This is a genomic window from Paracoccus niistensis (genome assembly GCF_042432925.1).
Classification (GTDB): Bacteria; Pseudomonadota; Alphaproteobacteria; order Rhodobacterales; family Rhodobacteraceae; genus Paracoccus; species Paracoccus niistensis.
On record NZ_JBHLWE010000004.1, the window covers coordinates 22,525 to 38,514 of the forward strand.

At 67.8% G+C, this 15,990-nt stretch carries 15 protein-coding genes; 11 read left to right on the forward strand and 4 right to left on the reverse strand.

Features of this window, described 5'->3' with window-relative positions:
• Positions 1–61 precede the first annotated feature (61 nt).
• From ACFFII_RS01170 to ACFFII_RS01190, 5 genes are read left to right on the forward strand one after another with little or no spacing between them, the layout of a single operon-like run.
• Positions 62–1,126 carry a sugar phosphate isomerase/epimerase family protein gene (locus ACFFII_RS01170; RefSeq protein WP_377697052.1) on the forward strand — a complete coding sequence of 355 codons (1,065 nt, stop codon included), beginning with the start codon at positions 62–64 and terminating at the stop codon, positions 1,124–1,126.
• Positions 1,119–2,228 carry a Gfo/Idh/MocA family protein gene (locus ACFFII_RS01175; protein WP_377697053.1) on the forward strand — a complete coding sequence of 370 codons (1,110 nt, stop codon included), beginning with the start codon at positions 1,119–1,121 and terminating at the stop codon, positions 2,226–2,228. The genes ACFFII_RS01170 and ACFFII_RS01175 overlap by 8 nt, the downstream gene beginning before the upstream one ends.
• A complete protein-coding gene (locus ACFFII_RS01180) occupies positions 2,225–3,724 on the forward strand; it encodes a sugar ABC transporter ATP-binding protein (protein ID WP_377697054.1) in 1,500 nt (499 codons plus the stop codon). Before ACFFII_RS01175 ends, ACFFII_RS01180 begins: the two co-directional genes overlap by 4 nt.
• On the forward strand, positions 3,721–4,686 hold the full coding sequence (locus ACFFII_RS01185; protein ID WP_090753092.1) for an ABC transporter permease: 966 nt from the start codon (positions 3,721–3,723) through the stop codon (positions 4,684–4,686). Before ACFFII_RS01180 ends, ACFFII_RS01185 begins: the two co-directional genes overlap by 4 nt.
• Positions 4,687–4,715: 29 nt before the next feature.
• Positions 4,716–5,678 (forward strand): ABC transporter substrate-binding protein, encoded by a 963-nt coding sequence (locus tag ACFFII_RS01190; RefSeq protein WP_377697055.1) that lies wholly within the window; start codon positions 4,716–4,718, stop codon positions 5,676–5,678.
• A 46-nt stretch (positions 5,679–5,724) separates the two neighbouring features.
• On the opposite strand, the gene ACFFII_RS01195 is transcribed toward ACFFII_RS01190, so the two are convergent.
• The 3 genes from ACFFII_RS01195 to ACFFII_RS01205 are packed head-to-tail and all read right to left on the reverse strand — an operon-like array spanning position 5,725 to position 8,167.
• Positions 5,725–6,555 (reverse strand): sulfite exporter TauE/SafE family protein, encoded by an 831-nt coding sequence (locus ACFFII_RS01195; protein WP_377697056.1) that lies wholly within the window; start codon positions 6,553–6,555, stop codon positions 5,725–5,727.
• A complete protein-coding gene (locus tag ACFFII_RS01200; RefSeq protein WP_377697057.1) occupies positions 6,552–7,433 on the reverse strand; it encodes an NAD(P)-dependent oxidoreductase in 882 nt (293 codons plus the stop codon). The genes ACFFII_RS01195 and ACFFII_RS01200 overlap by 4 nt, the downstream gene beginning before the upstream one ends.
• Before the next feature lie 38 nt (positions 7,434–7,471).
• A complete protein-coding gene (locus ACFFII_RS01205; protein ID WP_377697058.1) occupies positions 7,472–8,167 on the reverse strand; it encodes a fumarylacetoacetate hydrolase family protein in 696 nt (231 codons plus the stop codon).
• A gap of 154 nt (positions 8,168–8,321) precedes the next feature.
• On the opposite strand from ACFFII_RS01205, the gene ACFFII_RS01210 reads away from it, so the two are divergent.
• Genes ACFFII_RS01210 through ACFFII_RS01230 form a run of 5 tightly spaced genes read left to right on the forward strand, consistent with a single transcriptional unit; the run spans position 8,322 to position 12,492 of the window.
• The gene (locus ACFFII_RS01210) at positions 8,322–9,356 is read left to right on the forward strand and encodes an ABC transporter substrate-binding protein (protein WP_377697059.1); all 1,035 of its coding nucleotides are present in this window, start codon (positions 8,322–8,324) and stop codon (positions 9,354–9,356) included.
• A complete protein-coding gene (locus ACFFII_RS01215) occupies positions 9,353–10,168 on the forward strand; it encodes an ABC transporter ATP-binding protein (RefSeq protein ID WP_377697060.1) in 816 nt (271 codons plus the stop codon). The genes ACFFII_RS01210 and ACFFII_RS01215 overlap by 4 nt, the downstream gene beginning before the upstream one ends.
• On the forward strand, positions 10,165–11,004 hold the full coding sequence (locus tag ACFFII_RS01220; RefSeq protein WP_377697061.1) for an ABC transporter permease: 840 nt from the start codon (positions 10,165–10,167) through the stop codon (positions 11,002–11,004). The genes ACFFII_RS01215 and ACFFII_RS01220 overlap by 4 nt, the downstream gene beginning before the upstream one ends.
• A gap of 1 nt (position 11,005) precedes the next feature.
• The gene (locus tag ACFFII_RS01225; protein WP_377697062.1) at positions 11,006–11,812 is read left to right on the forward strand and encodes a GntR family transcriptional regulator; all 807 of its coding nucleotides are present in this window, start codon (positions 11,006–11,008) and stop codon (positions 11,810–11,812) included.
• On the forward strand, positions 11,809–12,492 hold the full coding sequence (locus ACFFII_RS01230) for a 4-carboxy-4-hydroxy-2-oxoadipate aldolase/oxaloacetate decarboxylase (protein WP_377697063.1): 684 nt from the start codon (positions 11,809–11,811) through the stop codon (positions 12,490–12,492). The genes ACFFII_RS01225 and ACFFII_RS01230 overlap by 4 nt, the downstream gene beginning before the upstream one ends.
• A 119-nt stretch (positions 12,493–12,611) precedes the next feature.
• Here ACFFII_RS01230 and ACFFII_RS01235 read toward each other — a convergent pair whose 3' ends face one another.
• A complete protein-coding gene (locus ACFFII_RS01235; RefSeq protein WP_377697064.1) occupies positions 12,612–15,200 on the reverse strand; it encodes a penicillin acylase family protein in 2,589 nt (862 codons plus the stop codon).
• A gap of 342 nt (positions 15,201–15,542) precedes the next feature.
• Here ACFFII_RS01235 and ACFFII_RS01240 point away from each other — a divergent pair, with 342 nt between their 5' ends.
• A complete protein-coding gene (locus ACFFII_RS01240; protein ID WP_377697065.1) occupies positions 15,543–15,821 on the forward strand; it encodes a DUF1330 domain-containing protein in 279 nt (92 codons plus the stop codon).
• Positions 15,822–15,990: the final 169 nt, after the last annotated feature.

Here is a 15,990-nt window from a genome sequence, read left to right on the forward strand (position 1 = left end):
ACATGACCGTTGCAAACGATTACATCCTTGGTTTAGCCTTCCTGTCAGGGGGAGTATCTGAATGCAGACCATCAAGGGGCCTGCGCTGTTTCTGGCGCAGTTCGTCGGGGACAAGGCGCCGTTCGACAGTTGGGACGGCATCACCCGCTGGGCGGCATCGCTCGGCTACGTGGGCGTGCAGGTGCCCAGCCTGGACGCGCGGCTGATCGACCTCGACCTTGCCGCCGGGTCGCAGGATTACCGGGACGAGTTTCTCGGCACGGCACGCGCGAACGGCGTCGAGGTGACCGAGCTTTCTGCCCACCTGCAGGGCCAGCTGGTCGCCGTGCATCCGGCTTATGACGCGGCTTTCGATGCCTTTGCGCCGGCCTCTGTCCACGGAAATCCGGCAGCGCGGCAGGCATGGGCGACAGATCAGGTCGGCAAGGCGATCCGCGCCAGCGCCGCGATGGGGCTGAAGGCCATGGCAAGCTTTTCGGGCGCGCTGGCGTGGCCCTACCTTTACCCTTGGCCGCAGCGGGCGCCGGGGCTGGTGGACCTTGCCTTTGACGAGCTTGCGCGCCGCTGGCGGCCGCTGCTCGACCTTGCCGACGAGAACGGCGTGGACATCTGCTACGAGATCCACCCGGGCGAGGACCTGCATGACGGCGCGAGCTTCGAGATGTTCCTCGACCGCGTCGGCCAGCATCCGCGGGCCAACATGCTTTACGACCCGTCGCACTACCTGCTGCAGCAGCTCGATTATCTCGACAACATCGACATCTACCACGACCGCATACGCATGTTCCACGTCAAGGACGCCGAGTTCCGGCCGACCGGGCGACAGGGCGTCTATGGCGGCTATCAGTCATGGGTGGACCGCGCGGGGCGTTTCCGAAGCCTCGGCGACGGGCAGGTGGATTTCGGCGCGATCTTCTCGAAGCTCGCGCAATACGACTTCGACGGCTGGGCGGTCGTGGAATGGGAATGCGCGCTGAAGCATCCCGAGGATGGAGCGCGTGAGGGGGCAGAGTTCGTCGGCCGCCACATCATCCGGACGACTCCCCACGCCTTCGACGATTTCGCAGCGCAGCGCACGGACGAGACGGCGAACCGCCGTGCTCTGGGGCTGGCGGCCGATGGCTGAGGCGCCCTGCCCCATCCCGCTGGGCATGGTCGGCGGCGGCGAAGGCGCCTTCATCGGCGCGGTCCACCGCATCGCCGCGCGGATGGACGGCCACTTCCGGCTGGTCGCAGGCGCGCTGTCCTCGGATGCCGCACGGGCTGAGGCTTCGGCCAGGGCGCTGGGGCTGGACCGCGCTTACGCCGATTTCCGCGAGATGGCGCGGGCCGAGGCGGTGCGCCCGGACGGGATCCGGGCGGTGTCGGTCGTGACCCCGAACCACCTGCACGCGCCCGTCGCCGTCGCCTTTCTCGACGCGGGCATCCACGTCATCTGCGACAAGCCCCTGGCCGCGACGCCGGAGCAGGCGCAGGTCATCGCCAAGGCTGCTGCCAACAGCCAGGCGCGGTTCTTCCTGACGCACAACTACTGCGCCCATCCGATGGTGCGAGAGGCCCGGGCCATCGTCGCCGAGGGTGGGATTGGCGATCTGCGGCTGGTCCAGGCGGAATACCTTCAAGGCTGGCTTGCGGACGAGGTGCACAGCAAGCAGGCCGACTGGCGCACCGATCCGGCGCAGGCGGGCGCGGGGGCCATCGGCGACATCGGCACCCATGCCTGGCAACTCGCCGCCTTCGTGACGGGTGAAACGCCGGTCGCGCTTGCCGCCGAACTGTCCAGCATGGTGCCGGGACGGCGCGTGGACGACGACGTGCGGGTGATGCTGCGCTATGCCTCGGGCGCGCGGGGCGGATTGTGGGCCAGCCAGGTCACCGTCGGGCGCGAAAATGGCCTGTCGCTGCGCGTCTTCGGCACCAGGGGTGCGCTTGAGTGGCATCAGGAAGACCCCGAGCGGCTGGTCTTCACCGTGAAGGGCGAGCCGCCCCGCATCCTGACCCGCGCACAGGACCGTTCGGCGTCCTTCCGCACCCCGCCCGGCCACCCCGAAGGGTATCTTGAAGCCTTTGCCAACCTTTACGCCGATATCGCAGCCGTGATCCGGGGCGACGAAGGACCGCTGGCGCGGTTGCCGGGGCTAGAGGACGGGCTGTCCGGCATGGCCTTCATCGCGGCGGCGCAGGCCTCGGCCGCGCGGGACGGCGCATGGGTCGAGGTGCGCCCGTGACTCCGGTGCTCGCGCTCGACAAGGTCACGAAGAGCTTCGGCCCGGTCGAGGTGCTGCACGGCATCGACCTTGCGCTGAATGCAGGTGAGGTCCACGCGCTGATCGGCGAAAACGGCGCCGGCAAGTCGACGATCATGAAGATCCTCGGGGGCTTCCTGGCCCCGACCTCGGGACAGGTGCTGCTGGACGGCCGCCCTGCCCCTTTCCGCAGCGGACCCGAGGCCGAGGCGGCGGGGATCGTCGTCATCCACCAGGAATTCAACCTCGCCCCCGACCTGTCCGTCGCGGCCAACATCTTTCTTGGGCGCGAAATCACCCGCGGCCCCCGGCTGGACCACGCGGCCATGCGCGCGGCAGCAGGCGAGCTGCTGGACCGCCTCGGCACCGAGATCAGCCCGCAGGCACGCATCCGCGACCTGTCGGTGCCCGACCGCCAGATGGTCGAGATCGCAAAGGCCCTGTCGCGCAAGGCGCGCGTCCTCATCATGGACGAACCCTCGGCCGCTCTGACCCACCGCGAGGTGGACGCGCTTTACGCGCAGGTGGACCGGCTCAGGGCCGAGGGCGTGGCGCTGATGTTCTGTTCGCACCGGCTGGACGAGGTCGCGCGGCTGGCCGACCGCATCACCGTCCTGCGCGACGGCGCGGTGGTGCGCCGGGCCGTTCGGGGGGAACTGACCGAGGACGGCATGGCCACCGCCATGGTCGGGCGCGAGCTTCGGGACATTTTCCCGCCCAAGGACACGCCCGCCGAAGAGGAACTGCTGCGCGTCGAGGGGCTGAGCGTGCCCGGCGCGGTTCAAGTCAGGAACATCGCGCTGACCCTGCGCCGGGGCGAGGTGATGGGGATCGCAGGTCTTGTCGGTTCCGGCCGCACGGAACTGGCCGAGGCGATTGCGGGCCTGCGCCCATCCACCGGAACGATAGCTGTCCGGGGCCGACCGACAGCGATCCGCCACGCCCGCGACGCCGCGGCGGCCGGAATCGCCTATCTGACCGAAGACCGGAAGGAAGCCGGGCTTCTGCTAGACAAGCCCTTGACCGAGAACCTGACGCTGGCCGCGCTGGACCGATTCGGCTTCCGCATCGACCGTGCGCGCGAACGGCAGGCCATGGACGACGCGACGCGCGACTTCGACATCCGCGCCGCTTCGGCCGCAATGCCCGCAGGCGCGCTGTCGGGCGGCAACCAGCAGAAGCTGCTGCTGGCCAAGACCATGCTGACCGAGCCCGAGATCATCCTGATCGACGAGCCGACCCGAGGCATCGACATCGGGACCAAGCAGCAGATCTACAATTTCGTCCGCGCCTTGGCACGGGCGGGCAAGGGGGTGATCGTGATCTCGTCCGAACTGCCCGAGGTTATGGGCCTGTCCGACCGCGTGCTGGTGATGCGGCAGGGCAGCCTTGCCGGCGAGGTCGAAGGCGCCCGGATCACCGAGGAAAACATCGTCCGCCTGGCCATGGGCCTCGGGCGCGAGGCGGAGCCCGCATGAAACGCATCGACCTGCATCTTCTCGGTCCCCTGGTCGCGCTGGTCGGGCTGTTCATTCTGGGCGCGCTGCTGAACCCGGCATTCCTTGCGCCCGCGAACCTGTCGAACGTGCTGGCGCGCTCGGCCTTCATCGGGCTGATCGCGGTCGGCATGACCTTTGTCATCACCCAAGGCGGGCTGGACCTGTCGGTGGGCTCGATGGCCGCCTTCCTTGCCGGCATCACCATCATGGCGATGAACGCACTGGCCCCTTTCACGGGCGAGAACTGGGGCACGATCCTGATCGGCATGGGCGTCGCCATGGCGGGCGGGGTGCTGGCCGGCTTCGTCAACGGAGCGCTGATCACCCGCGCTCGGATCGAGGCGTTCATCGTCACACTGGGCACGATGGGCATCTTCCGCAGCCTTGTCACCTGGCTGGCGGACGGCGGCACGCTCAGCCTGGATTCCGGGCTCCGGACGCTTTACCGGCCCGTCTATTTCAGCGGCATCGGCTGGATCACCTGGCCGATCATCGTCTTCGCCATCGTTGCGATCCTCGGCGAATGGACCATGCGGCACACGCGCTTCGGCCGCCATGTCGAGGCGATCGGCTCGAACGATCGCGTGGCGCGCTATTCGGCCGTGGACGTCGAGCGGGTGCGGCTGATGACCTATGTCCTTCTGGGCGCGCTGGTCGGGCTCGCCACGATCCTTTACGTGCCGCGCCTCGGATCCGCCTCGGGCTCGACCGGCGTTCTGTGGGAGCTTGAGGCCATCGCCGCCGTGATCATCGGCGGCACCGCGCTGAAAGGCGGGCGGGGGCGCGTCTGGGGCACCGTGGTCGGCGTCCTGATCCTGTCGCTGATCGACAACATCCTGAACCTGGCGGACCTGGTCAGCCCCTATCTGAACGGGGCGATCCAGGGCGTCATCATCGTGCTTGCTGTGGTGCTGCAGCGGGAAAAAAGGTCCGCCGAGTAGCGGGCCGGCCTTAGGGAGGAAACAAGGGAATGGAACGTCGCAATCTGCTGAAGCTGCCGCTGGCCGCAGCCGCCCTGACGCTGGCGGGGAGCATGGCCCATGCGCAGGAGGCCGAAAAGAAGGTGATCGGCGTGTCGATCCCCTCGGCCACCCACGGCTTCATGGGCGGCCTGAACTGGCACGCCCAGGACACCATCGCACGTCTGGGCGAGGTCTATCCGAACCTCGAATTCGTGCTGTCCACCGCCGGTGACGCCGCCAAGCAGGTCTCGGACATCGAGGACATGCTGGCCACCCGCAACATCGACGGCCTCGTGGTGCTGCCCTTCGAATCCGAGCCGTTGACCGATCCGGTCAAGCAGGTCAAGGCGGCGGGCAAGTTCGTGACCGTGGTGGACCGTGGCCTGTCCGAGGAGGGGATCGAGGATCTGTATGTCGCGGGCGACAACACCGCCTTTGGCCGGGTCGCGGGTGAGTATTTCCGCGACAACCTTCCGGCGGGCGCGAAAATCGTCGTGCTGCGCGGCATTCCGACCACGCTCGACAACGAGCGGGTCGAGGCCTTCCAGGCGGCGCTCGAGGGGTCCGACAAGGAAATCCTCGACATGCAGCACGGCAACTGGAACCGCGACGACGCCTTCAAGGTCATGCAGGACTACTTGGCCAAGTATCCTCAGATCGACGCAGTCTGGGCGGCCGACGACGACATGGCCGTGGGTGTGCTGGAAGCCATCGCCCAGGCGGGCCGCGAGGACCAGATGGTCGTGGTCGGCGGCGCCGGCATGAAGGACATCGTCAAGCGCATCATGGACAAGGATCCGCAACTGCCGGTGAACGTAACCTATCCTCCGGCGCTGATCTCGTCCGCGATCGAGATGACGGCGCTGCGCTTCGTGTCGAACGCGCCGATGGCGGGCCGCTACATCATCGGCAGCCAGCTGATCACCCCCGAGAACGCCGAGCAGTTCTATTTCCCCGACAGCCCGTTCTGAGACGAGAAACGAAAGGGCGCCCCGGCAGGCGGCGCCCTTCTGCCGTTCAGCCCCCTAGGGCGAACAGGAAGCGCAGCGAGACGAGCGCCAGGAACAGCCCGAAGGCCGTTTCCAGGCGCCGCCGCGACAGCGCGTGCGCCAGCGTGACCCCCGCGCGTGTCGTCAGCAGCGAGGTCGGGATCGTCAGCAGGAAGGTTCCCAGCGAGACATAGCCGATGGCATCCGGCAGCAGGTCCGGCTTGCCCCAGCCCGCCGCCATGTAGCCGAGAGTCGCCGGCAGCGCGATCAGCACGCCCACCCCGGCCGAGGTCGAGACGGCGCGGTGGATCGGCACGTTGTGCAGCGTCATGAACATGGTCGAGATCGCGCCCCCGCCAATGCCCATCAGCGTCGAGACGAAGCCGACGACCATACCGAAGCCTTTCAGCGCGATCCGGCCGGGTAGGCTGTCGCGCAGCCGCCAGCCCGCGCCGCCCAGCAGCAGCTTTGCCGCGTTGATCGAGGCCACGACGACAAAGGCAAGCTGGAAGACCGCGGGCTCGGCGAAGGTCGCGACGACGGCGCCGATCACGACCCCCAGGATCACCGGCACCGCCCATTGCCGCAGCAGCCCGACATCCACGGTGCCGCGCTTGTAGTGGCCTCGGGCCGAGCTGATCGAGGTCGGGATGATGACCGCCAGCGAGGTGCCGACGGCCGTGGGCATCGCCACCTGCGGCGCATGGCCGAGCAAAAGGAAAAGCTCGTAGAAGACGGGCACCGAGATCGCGCCGCCCCCGATCCCGAAAAGCCCGGCGAGAAACCCGATGAGGGCGCCCGCGACCGCCAGCGACAGGACAAGGGCGACAAGGGACGCAGGATCGGCAAGCAGGCTCACGATTGCGGACCCTCGGCCACCCGGCGCGACAGGCTCGCGCCCTCGAAGCGGCCGAGGCCTGCGTCGAGCGCGGCGGCATAGGACCGCTGCGCCGCCCCGGCGAGGGGCAGGCTGTTGCCCCTGCGGGCCGCGAGGTCGCTTGCCAGCGCCAGGTCCTTGGCGAGTCCTGCAATATCGAAAGTGCCAGGCTGGTCCTCGCCCCCCAGCGTCCGCACCACCACGTCGGCGCGGTTCTTCAGCACCGCCGGTCCGGCGGAACTGTCAGCGATCAGCGACACGGCCGTCTCGGCAGGGATGCCGCTGCCCTGCAGCAGGGCAAGGCTTTCGCCCAAGGTCTGCCAGTAAAGCGCGAGCGGCAGGTTCACCGCCAGCTTCACCAGCGCACCGTGGCCTGCCGGGCCCACATGCTCGACCCGGCGGCAGAGCGCCTCCATGACCGGGCGCGCGCGGGCGACAGCGGCCTCGGTTCCCCCGGCAAAGCCCAGAAGCTGCCCCTTGAGCGCAGGGCCGACCGTGCCGCCGACCGGGCAATCGACGAAATCGGCCCCTGCCCCGGCCAGCCTTTCCGCCAGCGCGGCCGGGACCTCGGGCGGAACGGTGGATGTGTCCACGATCAGCCGCCCCCGGATGCCCACCCCGATCAGGCTGTCCACGACCGCCTGCACCGCCGCCGCGTCGGTCAGCGACAGCAGGATCACCTCGCAGCCGGCGAGGCCCGCAAGGTCATGGGCCTCGGTAGCTCCAGCCGCCACGCTTTCGGCGGTGCGCGCGGGCGTGCGGTTCCAGACCGTCACGGGGAAGCCGCATTCGATCAGGCGCCGCGCAAAGGCGGTGCCCATCCGGCCCGTTCCGGCAATGCCGACAGTCGGCTGCGTCATGGTGATCCTCGGTTGCTGTGCTGCGTGCGGTGGCGGGCTCAGGCGGCGGGCGGGCCCACGGTGACGCGCAGGGGCGCGAGGCCCTCGACCTCGCAGTCCAGCACGTCGCCGGATGTCACCGCGCCGACGCCTGCGGGCGTTCCGGTCATGATGATATCGCCGGGCATCAGACGGTGCTGTTCCGAGATCTTCGCGATGATCTCATTCACCTTCCAGATCATCAGCGAGATGTCGGCGTCCTGCTTCACCTCGCCGTTGACCTTCAGCACGATGCGGCCGTTTTCCAGCACGCCCGAGGTCTCGACAGGGGTGATCGGGCCGATGGGGGCCGATTGGTCGAAGGCCTTGGTGACCTCCCACGGCATCCCTTTGGCCATCGCGGCGGCCTGGTGGTCGCGCCGCGTCATGTCGAGGCCGACCGCATAGCCGTAGATATGCGAAGGCGCGTCCGCGACCGCGATGTTGTAGCCGCCCGACTTCAGCGCCACGACCAGCTCGCATTCGTAATGATAGTTCGTCGTGAAGACGGGATAGGGGATCTCGCCCCCGTTCGGCACGACCGCATCCGCCGGCTTCTGGAAGATCACCGGCGGATCACGCTCGTCCGAGCCCATCTCGTGGATATGGGCGAGGTAGTTCTTGCCGATGCAATAGACGCGGCGGACGGGAAATCGGTCCGGCGATCCGGTGACATCGAGATGCGCCTGCGGCGGCGGGCTGAAGACGTATGACATGCAGTAAAGATCCTCCCTGATCTGCCTTTACGATACAGAATGAGGAATGAAGAACAATCATACATTCTTCTCGACTCACTTGATTGATCGTGTAGCCTCGAAAACGGACCGGTTCCGGTTCCACATGACAAGGTCGAGTCTCGGGGAGGGGATCATGACCGACAGGATGAAGCTTTCACGTCGCGGCTTCGGTGCGCTGGCGGCGGGTGCGACTGCGGCGACGCTGTTCCGTCCCGGCATCGTGCGGGCGCAGACCGCCGTCACGCTTGCGGTGCCGAACCCGTCCGCGCTGACCTGGATGCCCTACTGGGTCGCCGTCGGCGAAGGCTACTTCGAGGAGGAAGGGCTTTCCCTGACGCTGGAGGCGGTGGACGGCTCGTCCTCGGTGCTGCAGGCAATGTCGGCGGGACAGGCGCAGATCGGCGCGCCGGGTCCGGGGCCTGTCCTAGGTGCGCGGGCCCGCGGGCTGGACGTCAAGTTCATCTACAACCTTTATCCCAAGTCGGTCTTCGGTCTCCTGGTGAAGGAGGAAAGCACCTACCAGACCCCGCAGGACCTGAAGGGCACGGTGGTGGGCGTGGGCACCGCGGACGGGGCCGAGGTCGCCTTCATCCGGGCGATCATGACCGACGCGGGCATGGCCGAGGGGACGGACTACAGCTTCCTGCCGGTGGGCGACGGCGGCACGGCGGCGGTCGCCTTCCTGCGCGATGAGGTGAACTCCTACGCCGGGGCCGTGTCCGACGCGGCGATCCTTAGGGCGCGGGGGCTGAACCTGCGCGAGATCACGCCCGAGGGCTATCTTGGCTTCTTCGGCAACGGCTTCGCCATGCTGGAAAGCCAGATGGCCGCAACGCCGGACCTTGCGCCCAAGTTCGGCCGCGCCCTTGTGCGCGGGACGCGCTTCGGCATCGACCCGGCCAATGCCGAGGCCACGCTGGCCCATTGCGCGGCAGGCAACCCGCAGGAAGGCGAGGACAAGGAGTTCGCAGCCTCGCTGCTGCAGGGCGTCATCGACCGCATCACCCCGACCGAGCCGTTCCTGCCGCAGGGCTGGGGTTATCAGCCGCCCGAGCATTGGCAGATGATCCACGACTCGGCGGTCGAGGCGGGCGCGCTGGAGCAGCCGATCGCCGACCTGTCGCAGGTCTATACCAACGAGTTCGTGGAAGGGTGGAACGCCTCGTGAGCGCGGTTCAGCCCCTCCGCGATCCCGGCGACCTGCGCGTCCCGGCACGGCCCGTCTACGAGATTTCGGGCCTGTCCAAGACCTATGCCCGCAACCGGCTCGTCGCGCTGGAGGGGGTCGAGCTGACCCTGCGCAAGGGCGAGTTCGTGTCGGTCGTGGGCTCGTCGGGCTGCGGCAAGTCCACGCTGCTGAAGATCATGGCGGGGCTGAGCCCACCGACGACCGGCCGCGTCGTGCTGGAAGGCAGGCCCGTCATGGGTCCACGCGACGACATCGGCATGATGTTCCAGCAGGCGACCCTGCTGCCCTGGAAGACCACGCTGGAAAACGTCGTGCTGCCGATCGGCATCCGGCAGGGCCGCGCCGCCGCCAATTCGGCGCGGCCCAGGGCCAAGGCGCTGCTCGAACTCGTCGGGCTCAAGGACTTCGCGGATGTCTACCCGGGCGAGCTGTCCGGCGGCATGGCGCAGCGCGCCTCGATCTGCCGGATGCTGGTGACGGAACCGGCCGTGCTGCTGCTGGACGAGCCCTTCTCGGCGCTGGACGAACTGACGCGCGACTTCATGAACATGGAGTTGCAGCGGATCTGCGCCGAGACGAACGCCTCGGCCTTTCTTGTCACCCATTCGCTAGCCGAGGCGGTGATCCTGTCGGACCGCATCCTGGTGATGCGCGCCCGCCCCGGCCGCGTGGTCGAGGAGGTCACCATCGACCTGCCCCGGCCGCGCACGCTTGAGATGATCAACACCGCCGAGTTCGGCCGCTATGTCGGCCATATCCGCGATCTTCTGGGACGGGAGGCCGTGCAATGACGGAGGCATCCGACACAACGGTCTGGGTCGAGCGCGAGGCGCTGCTGGACCGCATCCCCCGCTGGCTGGCAATGGCGATACTGTTCGCGGCCTTCCTGCTGGTCTGGGACATCGTGACGCGCGCGGGCTGGGTGTCGCCGATCATCCTGCCGACCCCGCGCGAGACACTGGACGACCTGGTCTTCGTGGGCGGCAACCTTCTGGCTGGCGACTACATGCTGTCGGCGCTGTGGACGACGACCCGGACCGCCATCTACGCCTTCCTGCTGTCGGCCGCGATCGGCTTCAGCCTGGGCGTGCTGGTGGGTGAGACGAAGTTCGGGGAACGCGCGGTGCTGCCTTATCTCGTCGCCATCGACACCATGCCCAAGATCGCCTTTGCGCCGCTGTTCATTGCCTGGCTGGGCTTCGGGATCGAATCCAAGGTGGCACTGGCGGCCTTCATCGCCACCTTCCCGATCGTCGTCGCGACCGCCGCCGGGCTTTCCGCCTCAAGCGAGAACGAGCGGATGCTGTTCAAGGCGATGGGCGCGGGCCGGATGCAGACGCTGCTCCAGTTGAAGCTGCCGAACGGGTTGCCCTATATCTTCACCGGGCTGAAGATCGCGACCGTGGGCGTCATGGCCGGCACCATCACGGGTGAGTTCCTGGGCGGCGGCAAGGGCATGGGCGCCCTGATCCGGCAGTCGGCCAGCCAGATGAACACGCCCCGCGTCTTCGCGCTGATCCTGTATCTCAGCCTCCTCGGCCTTGCGCTTTACTTCATCGTGGCCTGGGCGCAGCGGCGGCTGGTGTTCTGGAACAAGGCCGGGCACATGGGGCCGGGGGCCGTCTGACATGGGCGAGCCGACCAAGCCGCGGAACCTGTCCGAGCAGGCTTACGACCGCATCCGCCGCGACATCATCCTGGGCGAGCGGCTGCCGGGCGAGAAGCTGCTGATCGAGGCCATGTCCGACCGCTACGAGATCGGCATGGTCCCGATCCGCGAGGCCCTGAACCGGCTTTCGGCCGAGGGGCTGGTCGTGCGGGAAAGCAACCGCGGCTTCTCGGTCTCGCTGCTGTCGCTGAGTGATCTCGAGGAACTGGTCAGCACGCGCATCCAGCTTGAAACGCTGGCGCTGCGCACCTCGATCCAACGGGGGGACGAAGCCTGGGAGGAGCGGCTGGTCCTCAGCTATCACCGGTTGGCGCGGACGAGCCGCCTGCTGCCCCCCGAGGCCGGGCGCGAGCGGATCTCGGAGGAATGGGAGCCGCGCCACCGCGACTTCCATCTGGCGTTGCTCGACGCCTGCGGGTCGCGCTGGCTGCTGGGCTTCTGTGCGACCATGATCGATCATGCGGTGCGTTACCGGAACGTGTCGATGAACGCCCAGGCCAGCCAGTTGCGCCGTGCCGGGGCGACCGGCGAACACGAGGCGCTTCTGCATGCCGCACTTGAACGCGACGCCGATCTCGCCTGCATGCTGCTGGAACAGCATTACCGCATCACGCTGGACGGGGTGCGACAGGTCACTTTGCTGGCAGAGGCGACGGACCGCTCGCCCCTGACCGCAGGCGAGATGCCCCCCCAAGCCGAGACCGGGGCGCCTCCCCCGCCCCGAGTCAGGCGCCCCCGCGTCCGCCGCGCGGGTGGCGAGCTGTGACCCTGGGCGCAAGCCTTGCCGTCCGCGACATCCCGCGCGCCGACGCGGCGGTGATCGCTGGTCTTGCCGAGGCGGGCGTATCCACCGTTCACGAGGCGCAGGGGCGGAGGGGCTGCCTTGCCTCGCATCTGCGCCCCATCTTCGCGGGCGCGCGCATCGCCGGCTCGGCGGTGACGATCTCGGCCCCGCCCGGCGACAACTGGATGCTGCACGTCGCGATCGAGCTGCTGCATGAAGGCGACATCCTGGTGCTGGCGCCGACCTCGCCCTGCGACAACGGCTATTTCGGGGATCTGCTGGCGACCGCCGCGATGGCGCGGGGCTGCCGAGGTCTGGTCATCGACGCGGGGGTGCGCGATGTGCGCGATCTGACCGCGATGGGCTTTCCCGTCTGGTCGCGGGCGGTCAGCGCGCAGGGCACGGTGAAGGAGACGCTCGGCACGGTCAATCTGCGCATCACCTGCGGCAGCCAGACGATCCAGCCGGGCGACGTGATCGTCGCCGACGACGACGGCGTCTGCGTCGTGCGCCGCGAGGAAGCCGCACAGGTGCTGGAGACCGCAAACGCTCGCCTGACCGCCGAGGCGGCTCTTCGCCAACGCCTGGCGGGTGGCGAGTCCAGCCTCGACCTCCTCGGCCTGCGGGATCGTCTTGCCGCCAAGGGCTTTCGCTACGTCTGACTGCGCGGGTCGATTGGCTTTGAGCAACCGGATTGTTTCAGCCGGACTACCGGGCGGCTGTATCCGCCAGAGCCAGGCGCCAACGATAATGTCGGTGGCGCCTGCCAAGCGGTGCGACCTCAGTTCCCCGGCGTCAGCGAGATCACGCGACTTGCCGCATTTTCCACGGCGTCGCGCGAATAAAGCAGCGGCGCATAGCTGCCCGCAGCCCAGAGCGGCGCGAGATCGCGGTAATGAGGGCTCATCGGGTCGCCGGACTGGCCGGGAGTGTTGACGAACCGGCTCGCGTCCCAGTTGCCCACGTCAAGGACCATGCGGAAGGACGCGCCCGAGGTGACCTCGAAGCGGTCGTTGTAGCTGGCCGCGCGGGGGCTGAAGGCCGACCCGCCCATCGACAGGGGACCCACGTTCATCTGGCTGGCCATCCCTGCGGGCGCGATCCCCGACAGCGCATGGGTGAAATTGCCCTTGTGCAGGTCGCCCCAGCGCCATTGCGCCATGTCCGGCCCAAGACGCTCGGTCGTCTCGGCAACGGCGGCCGACAGGGCGGTGGCGAGGATCTCGTCGCGGCCCTGTTCGGGGGCGTCGCCCAAGCGGTCGTCGGGCGTTTCCAGCAGGTCCAGGACCGGGGTGATCGCCCCGCGGCCCAGCAGCGAGGACAGTTCGTCACCCAGGACGCGCGGCGCGACCGTCTTGACGAGATGCTTGCTCAGCAGCGTTTCGGCCAACGCGGCCGCCGCGCTGTCGGCCGAGGTCACGCCATCCCAGCCCTGGATCAGGGCCAGCGCGTCGCGGTCCCGTTGCGACGCCGTTTCGGGCAGCACCAGCCCCTTCATCACGCCGACAAGCCGACGCTGCATGAAGCTGTGGTCGTCGTTCTGCAGAGCCATCGAATCCGCCAGCGACGACTTGTCATTGGCCGACAGCACCTCGGAGATCCGGTTGAAGCGCGAAGGATCGGACCATTCGAAACCGACCTTGTTTTCCTTGTAGGGGTAATCCTCGGGCAGGTTCATCTGGTTGGCGGTGGCGAACCAGCCCTGTTCGGGGTTGTAGACCGAGGGCAGCTTGTCGCGGTCGAGGAAGCCCCATTCATAGCGCCCGTCGCCCGGCACCGGCAGCAGCCCGTCCCAGTTCTCGCGCAGGGGCGACATGGCCCCGACGATCCAGCCGATGTTGCCCTCGGTGTCGGCATAGACCTGGTTCTCGGACGGGGCCGAGAAGCGCTCCATCGCGGTGCTGAACTCCTCCCAGTTCTGCGCGCCCATGTAGTCGACCGAGCCGAAATAGGCCGAGGTGCCCGGCTCGAACCAGACGCTGCGGAAGGCGAAGGCACGGTCGCTTTCCTCGTCCACCTTCAGCACCGGGCCGTGGCGGGTGAACTTCATCGTCACGGCCTGGGGCTCGCCGTCGCGGACGTTGATGCTGTCCTCGATCACCTCCATGTCCACCCACTCGCCGTTGTAGCGGTACTGGTCGGGGTTCTCGGGGTTCAGCTCGTAGACATACAGGTCTTCCTGATCGACGGCGAAGATCGTCAGGCCATAGGCGATCCTGCCGTTGTGGCCGATCGAGATGCCCGGCAGGGCGGGTTCGCCCGCCCCGATGACCGACATGCCGGGCGAGTTCAGGTGCACGACATAGCGCAGCGACGGCACGCCATGCGCACGGTGCGGGTCGTTGGCGAGGATCGGCCGCCCCGTCTCGGTGCGCGAGGGCGCGATGGTCCAGTTGTTGGACCCGATCTCCTGCACGTTGGCGGAGGTCGTGCGCAGGAAGCGCGCCGGATCCAGCCCGCCGCTGCGGCTGCCCGAGCTTTGCCCGTCCTCGTGAGTCGGCGGCCGGCTGGAACCTGGGGGCGCAGCCGCCGGGACCTCCTGCCCGGTGTCCGTTTCCGCAGCGGGATCGGCCGGACGCTCGGCCGCTTCCGGGGTCTCCGTTGCAGCCGGAGGGGCGGCGGGGGCCTCCGCAGCCTCCTCGGCAGGCAGTTCGAATTCGACGTTCTGGGTGGCAAGGTCATAGACATCCAGCACATCGGCCGGAACCGTGCAGGGGTCGAGCCCCTCGGGGACCGTCGGCGTCCATTCAGGCTCCAGCTTCTGGCGCAGGCGGTCGGCCTCGATCCCTTCGGCGCAGGTGATCTGCGCCCGGCTGACTTCGGAACTGGCGTTGCGGGTCAGGCCGTGGCTGCGGATGCGGACCACGTCCTCGGGCGACCAGAGTTCCGGCCTCGACCCGGTCAGCCGGAACTCGACCGGCAGAGGCTCGCGCCCGTCCAGCACCTGCTGGACATAGGCGTTGACACCCGCGACGAAGGCCTCGGCGTGGGTGCGGCCATTGGGGCCGTAGGCCACCCATTCCGCCTCGATGTCACCGCGATACAGGAACATCCGCGCGGCGCGATCCTGATCCACGAAGGTCGGACCGAAGCTTTCCGACAACCGCCCGAGGCCGCGCTTGCGCCACAGGTCAATCTGCCAAAGTCGGTCACGGGCGGCGTTGTAGCCCTGCAGGAACAGCGCATCGCGGTCGGTGCCCGCATAGATATGCGGCACGCCCCAATGGTCGATGATGATTTCCGCCGGTTGCTCCAACCCCGCGACGCTGCGGCTGTCTCGGATCACCGCCGAGCCGATCTCTGCCTGAACCGGCGCAGCCCCGAAGGCCGCGCCGAATGCCAGAGCCGAAGTGAGTGCCTGCCTGAACATCTTGTCTCCTCCCTCCACTCACCAGACTGTGAAGGGGTTCAGGGCCGATGAAAAGACGCAACTTCAGGTGGAGAGCGGCAGGTCGACCTTTGTGTCCGAAAGACCAGGCTGTCTCCAGCGGACCTTCGCAGGATTTTATCACGGCCCTGCCTTTTGCCCGATGGAAGGCAGAGGCGATGGACGGCTCTACCACTGGTCAGGTTTTTTCCTGCTTCGCTGCCATTCCTCTTGTCAGAAAAATCCTCCCCTGCCCTGTATTTTTTGACTGAGTGCAGCACCGAGTAATGCCTGCAACTCACCGGCAATCTGACAGAAAGGCGCAAGGATATCCGAGCGAAGGACATGGGTGCTTTCATCGTGATGCAGCAAGAGCGGGAAAAACGGCAACAGGACCACTGCAGCCACCGCAGCGGCAGGATCGAGGCGCTTGAAGGCGAGGCGCCCGATGCCGCGCTGGTGGCGCTGATCGAGTTTCCCCCGCGCGAGGCCGCGATGGGGTTTGCCGCCGATCCCGACTACGCGCCCTTCGGCGAAGCGCGGAAGTCGGGCAGCGTCAGCAACTTCTACCTGATCGACGATACCGACGTGGCGGGATCGATCCCCTATCTCGGCAAGGGATAAGCGCCACAACCGGCATCCGGCAGCCTTGGCCGGGCCGGGGTTCGGCCCTGCAAACCGCCGCAGTTCCGCGCGGCTGCAAGGCAGAACCCGGTCACGGGCGATTGACGTTCCTGCAGATGGCCGCAAGCATCGTCCCTTGAACTTGCGCCGCGACTGGCAGGCGGCCTGG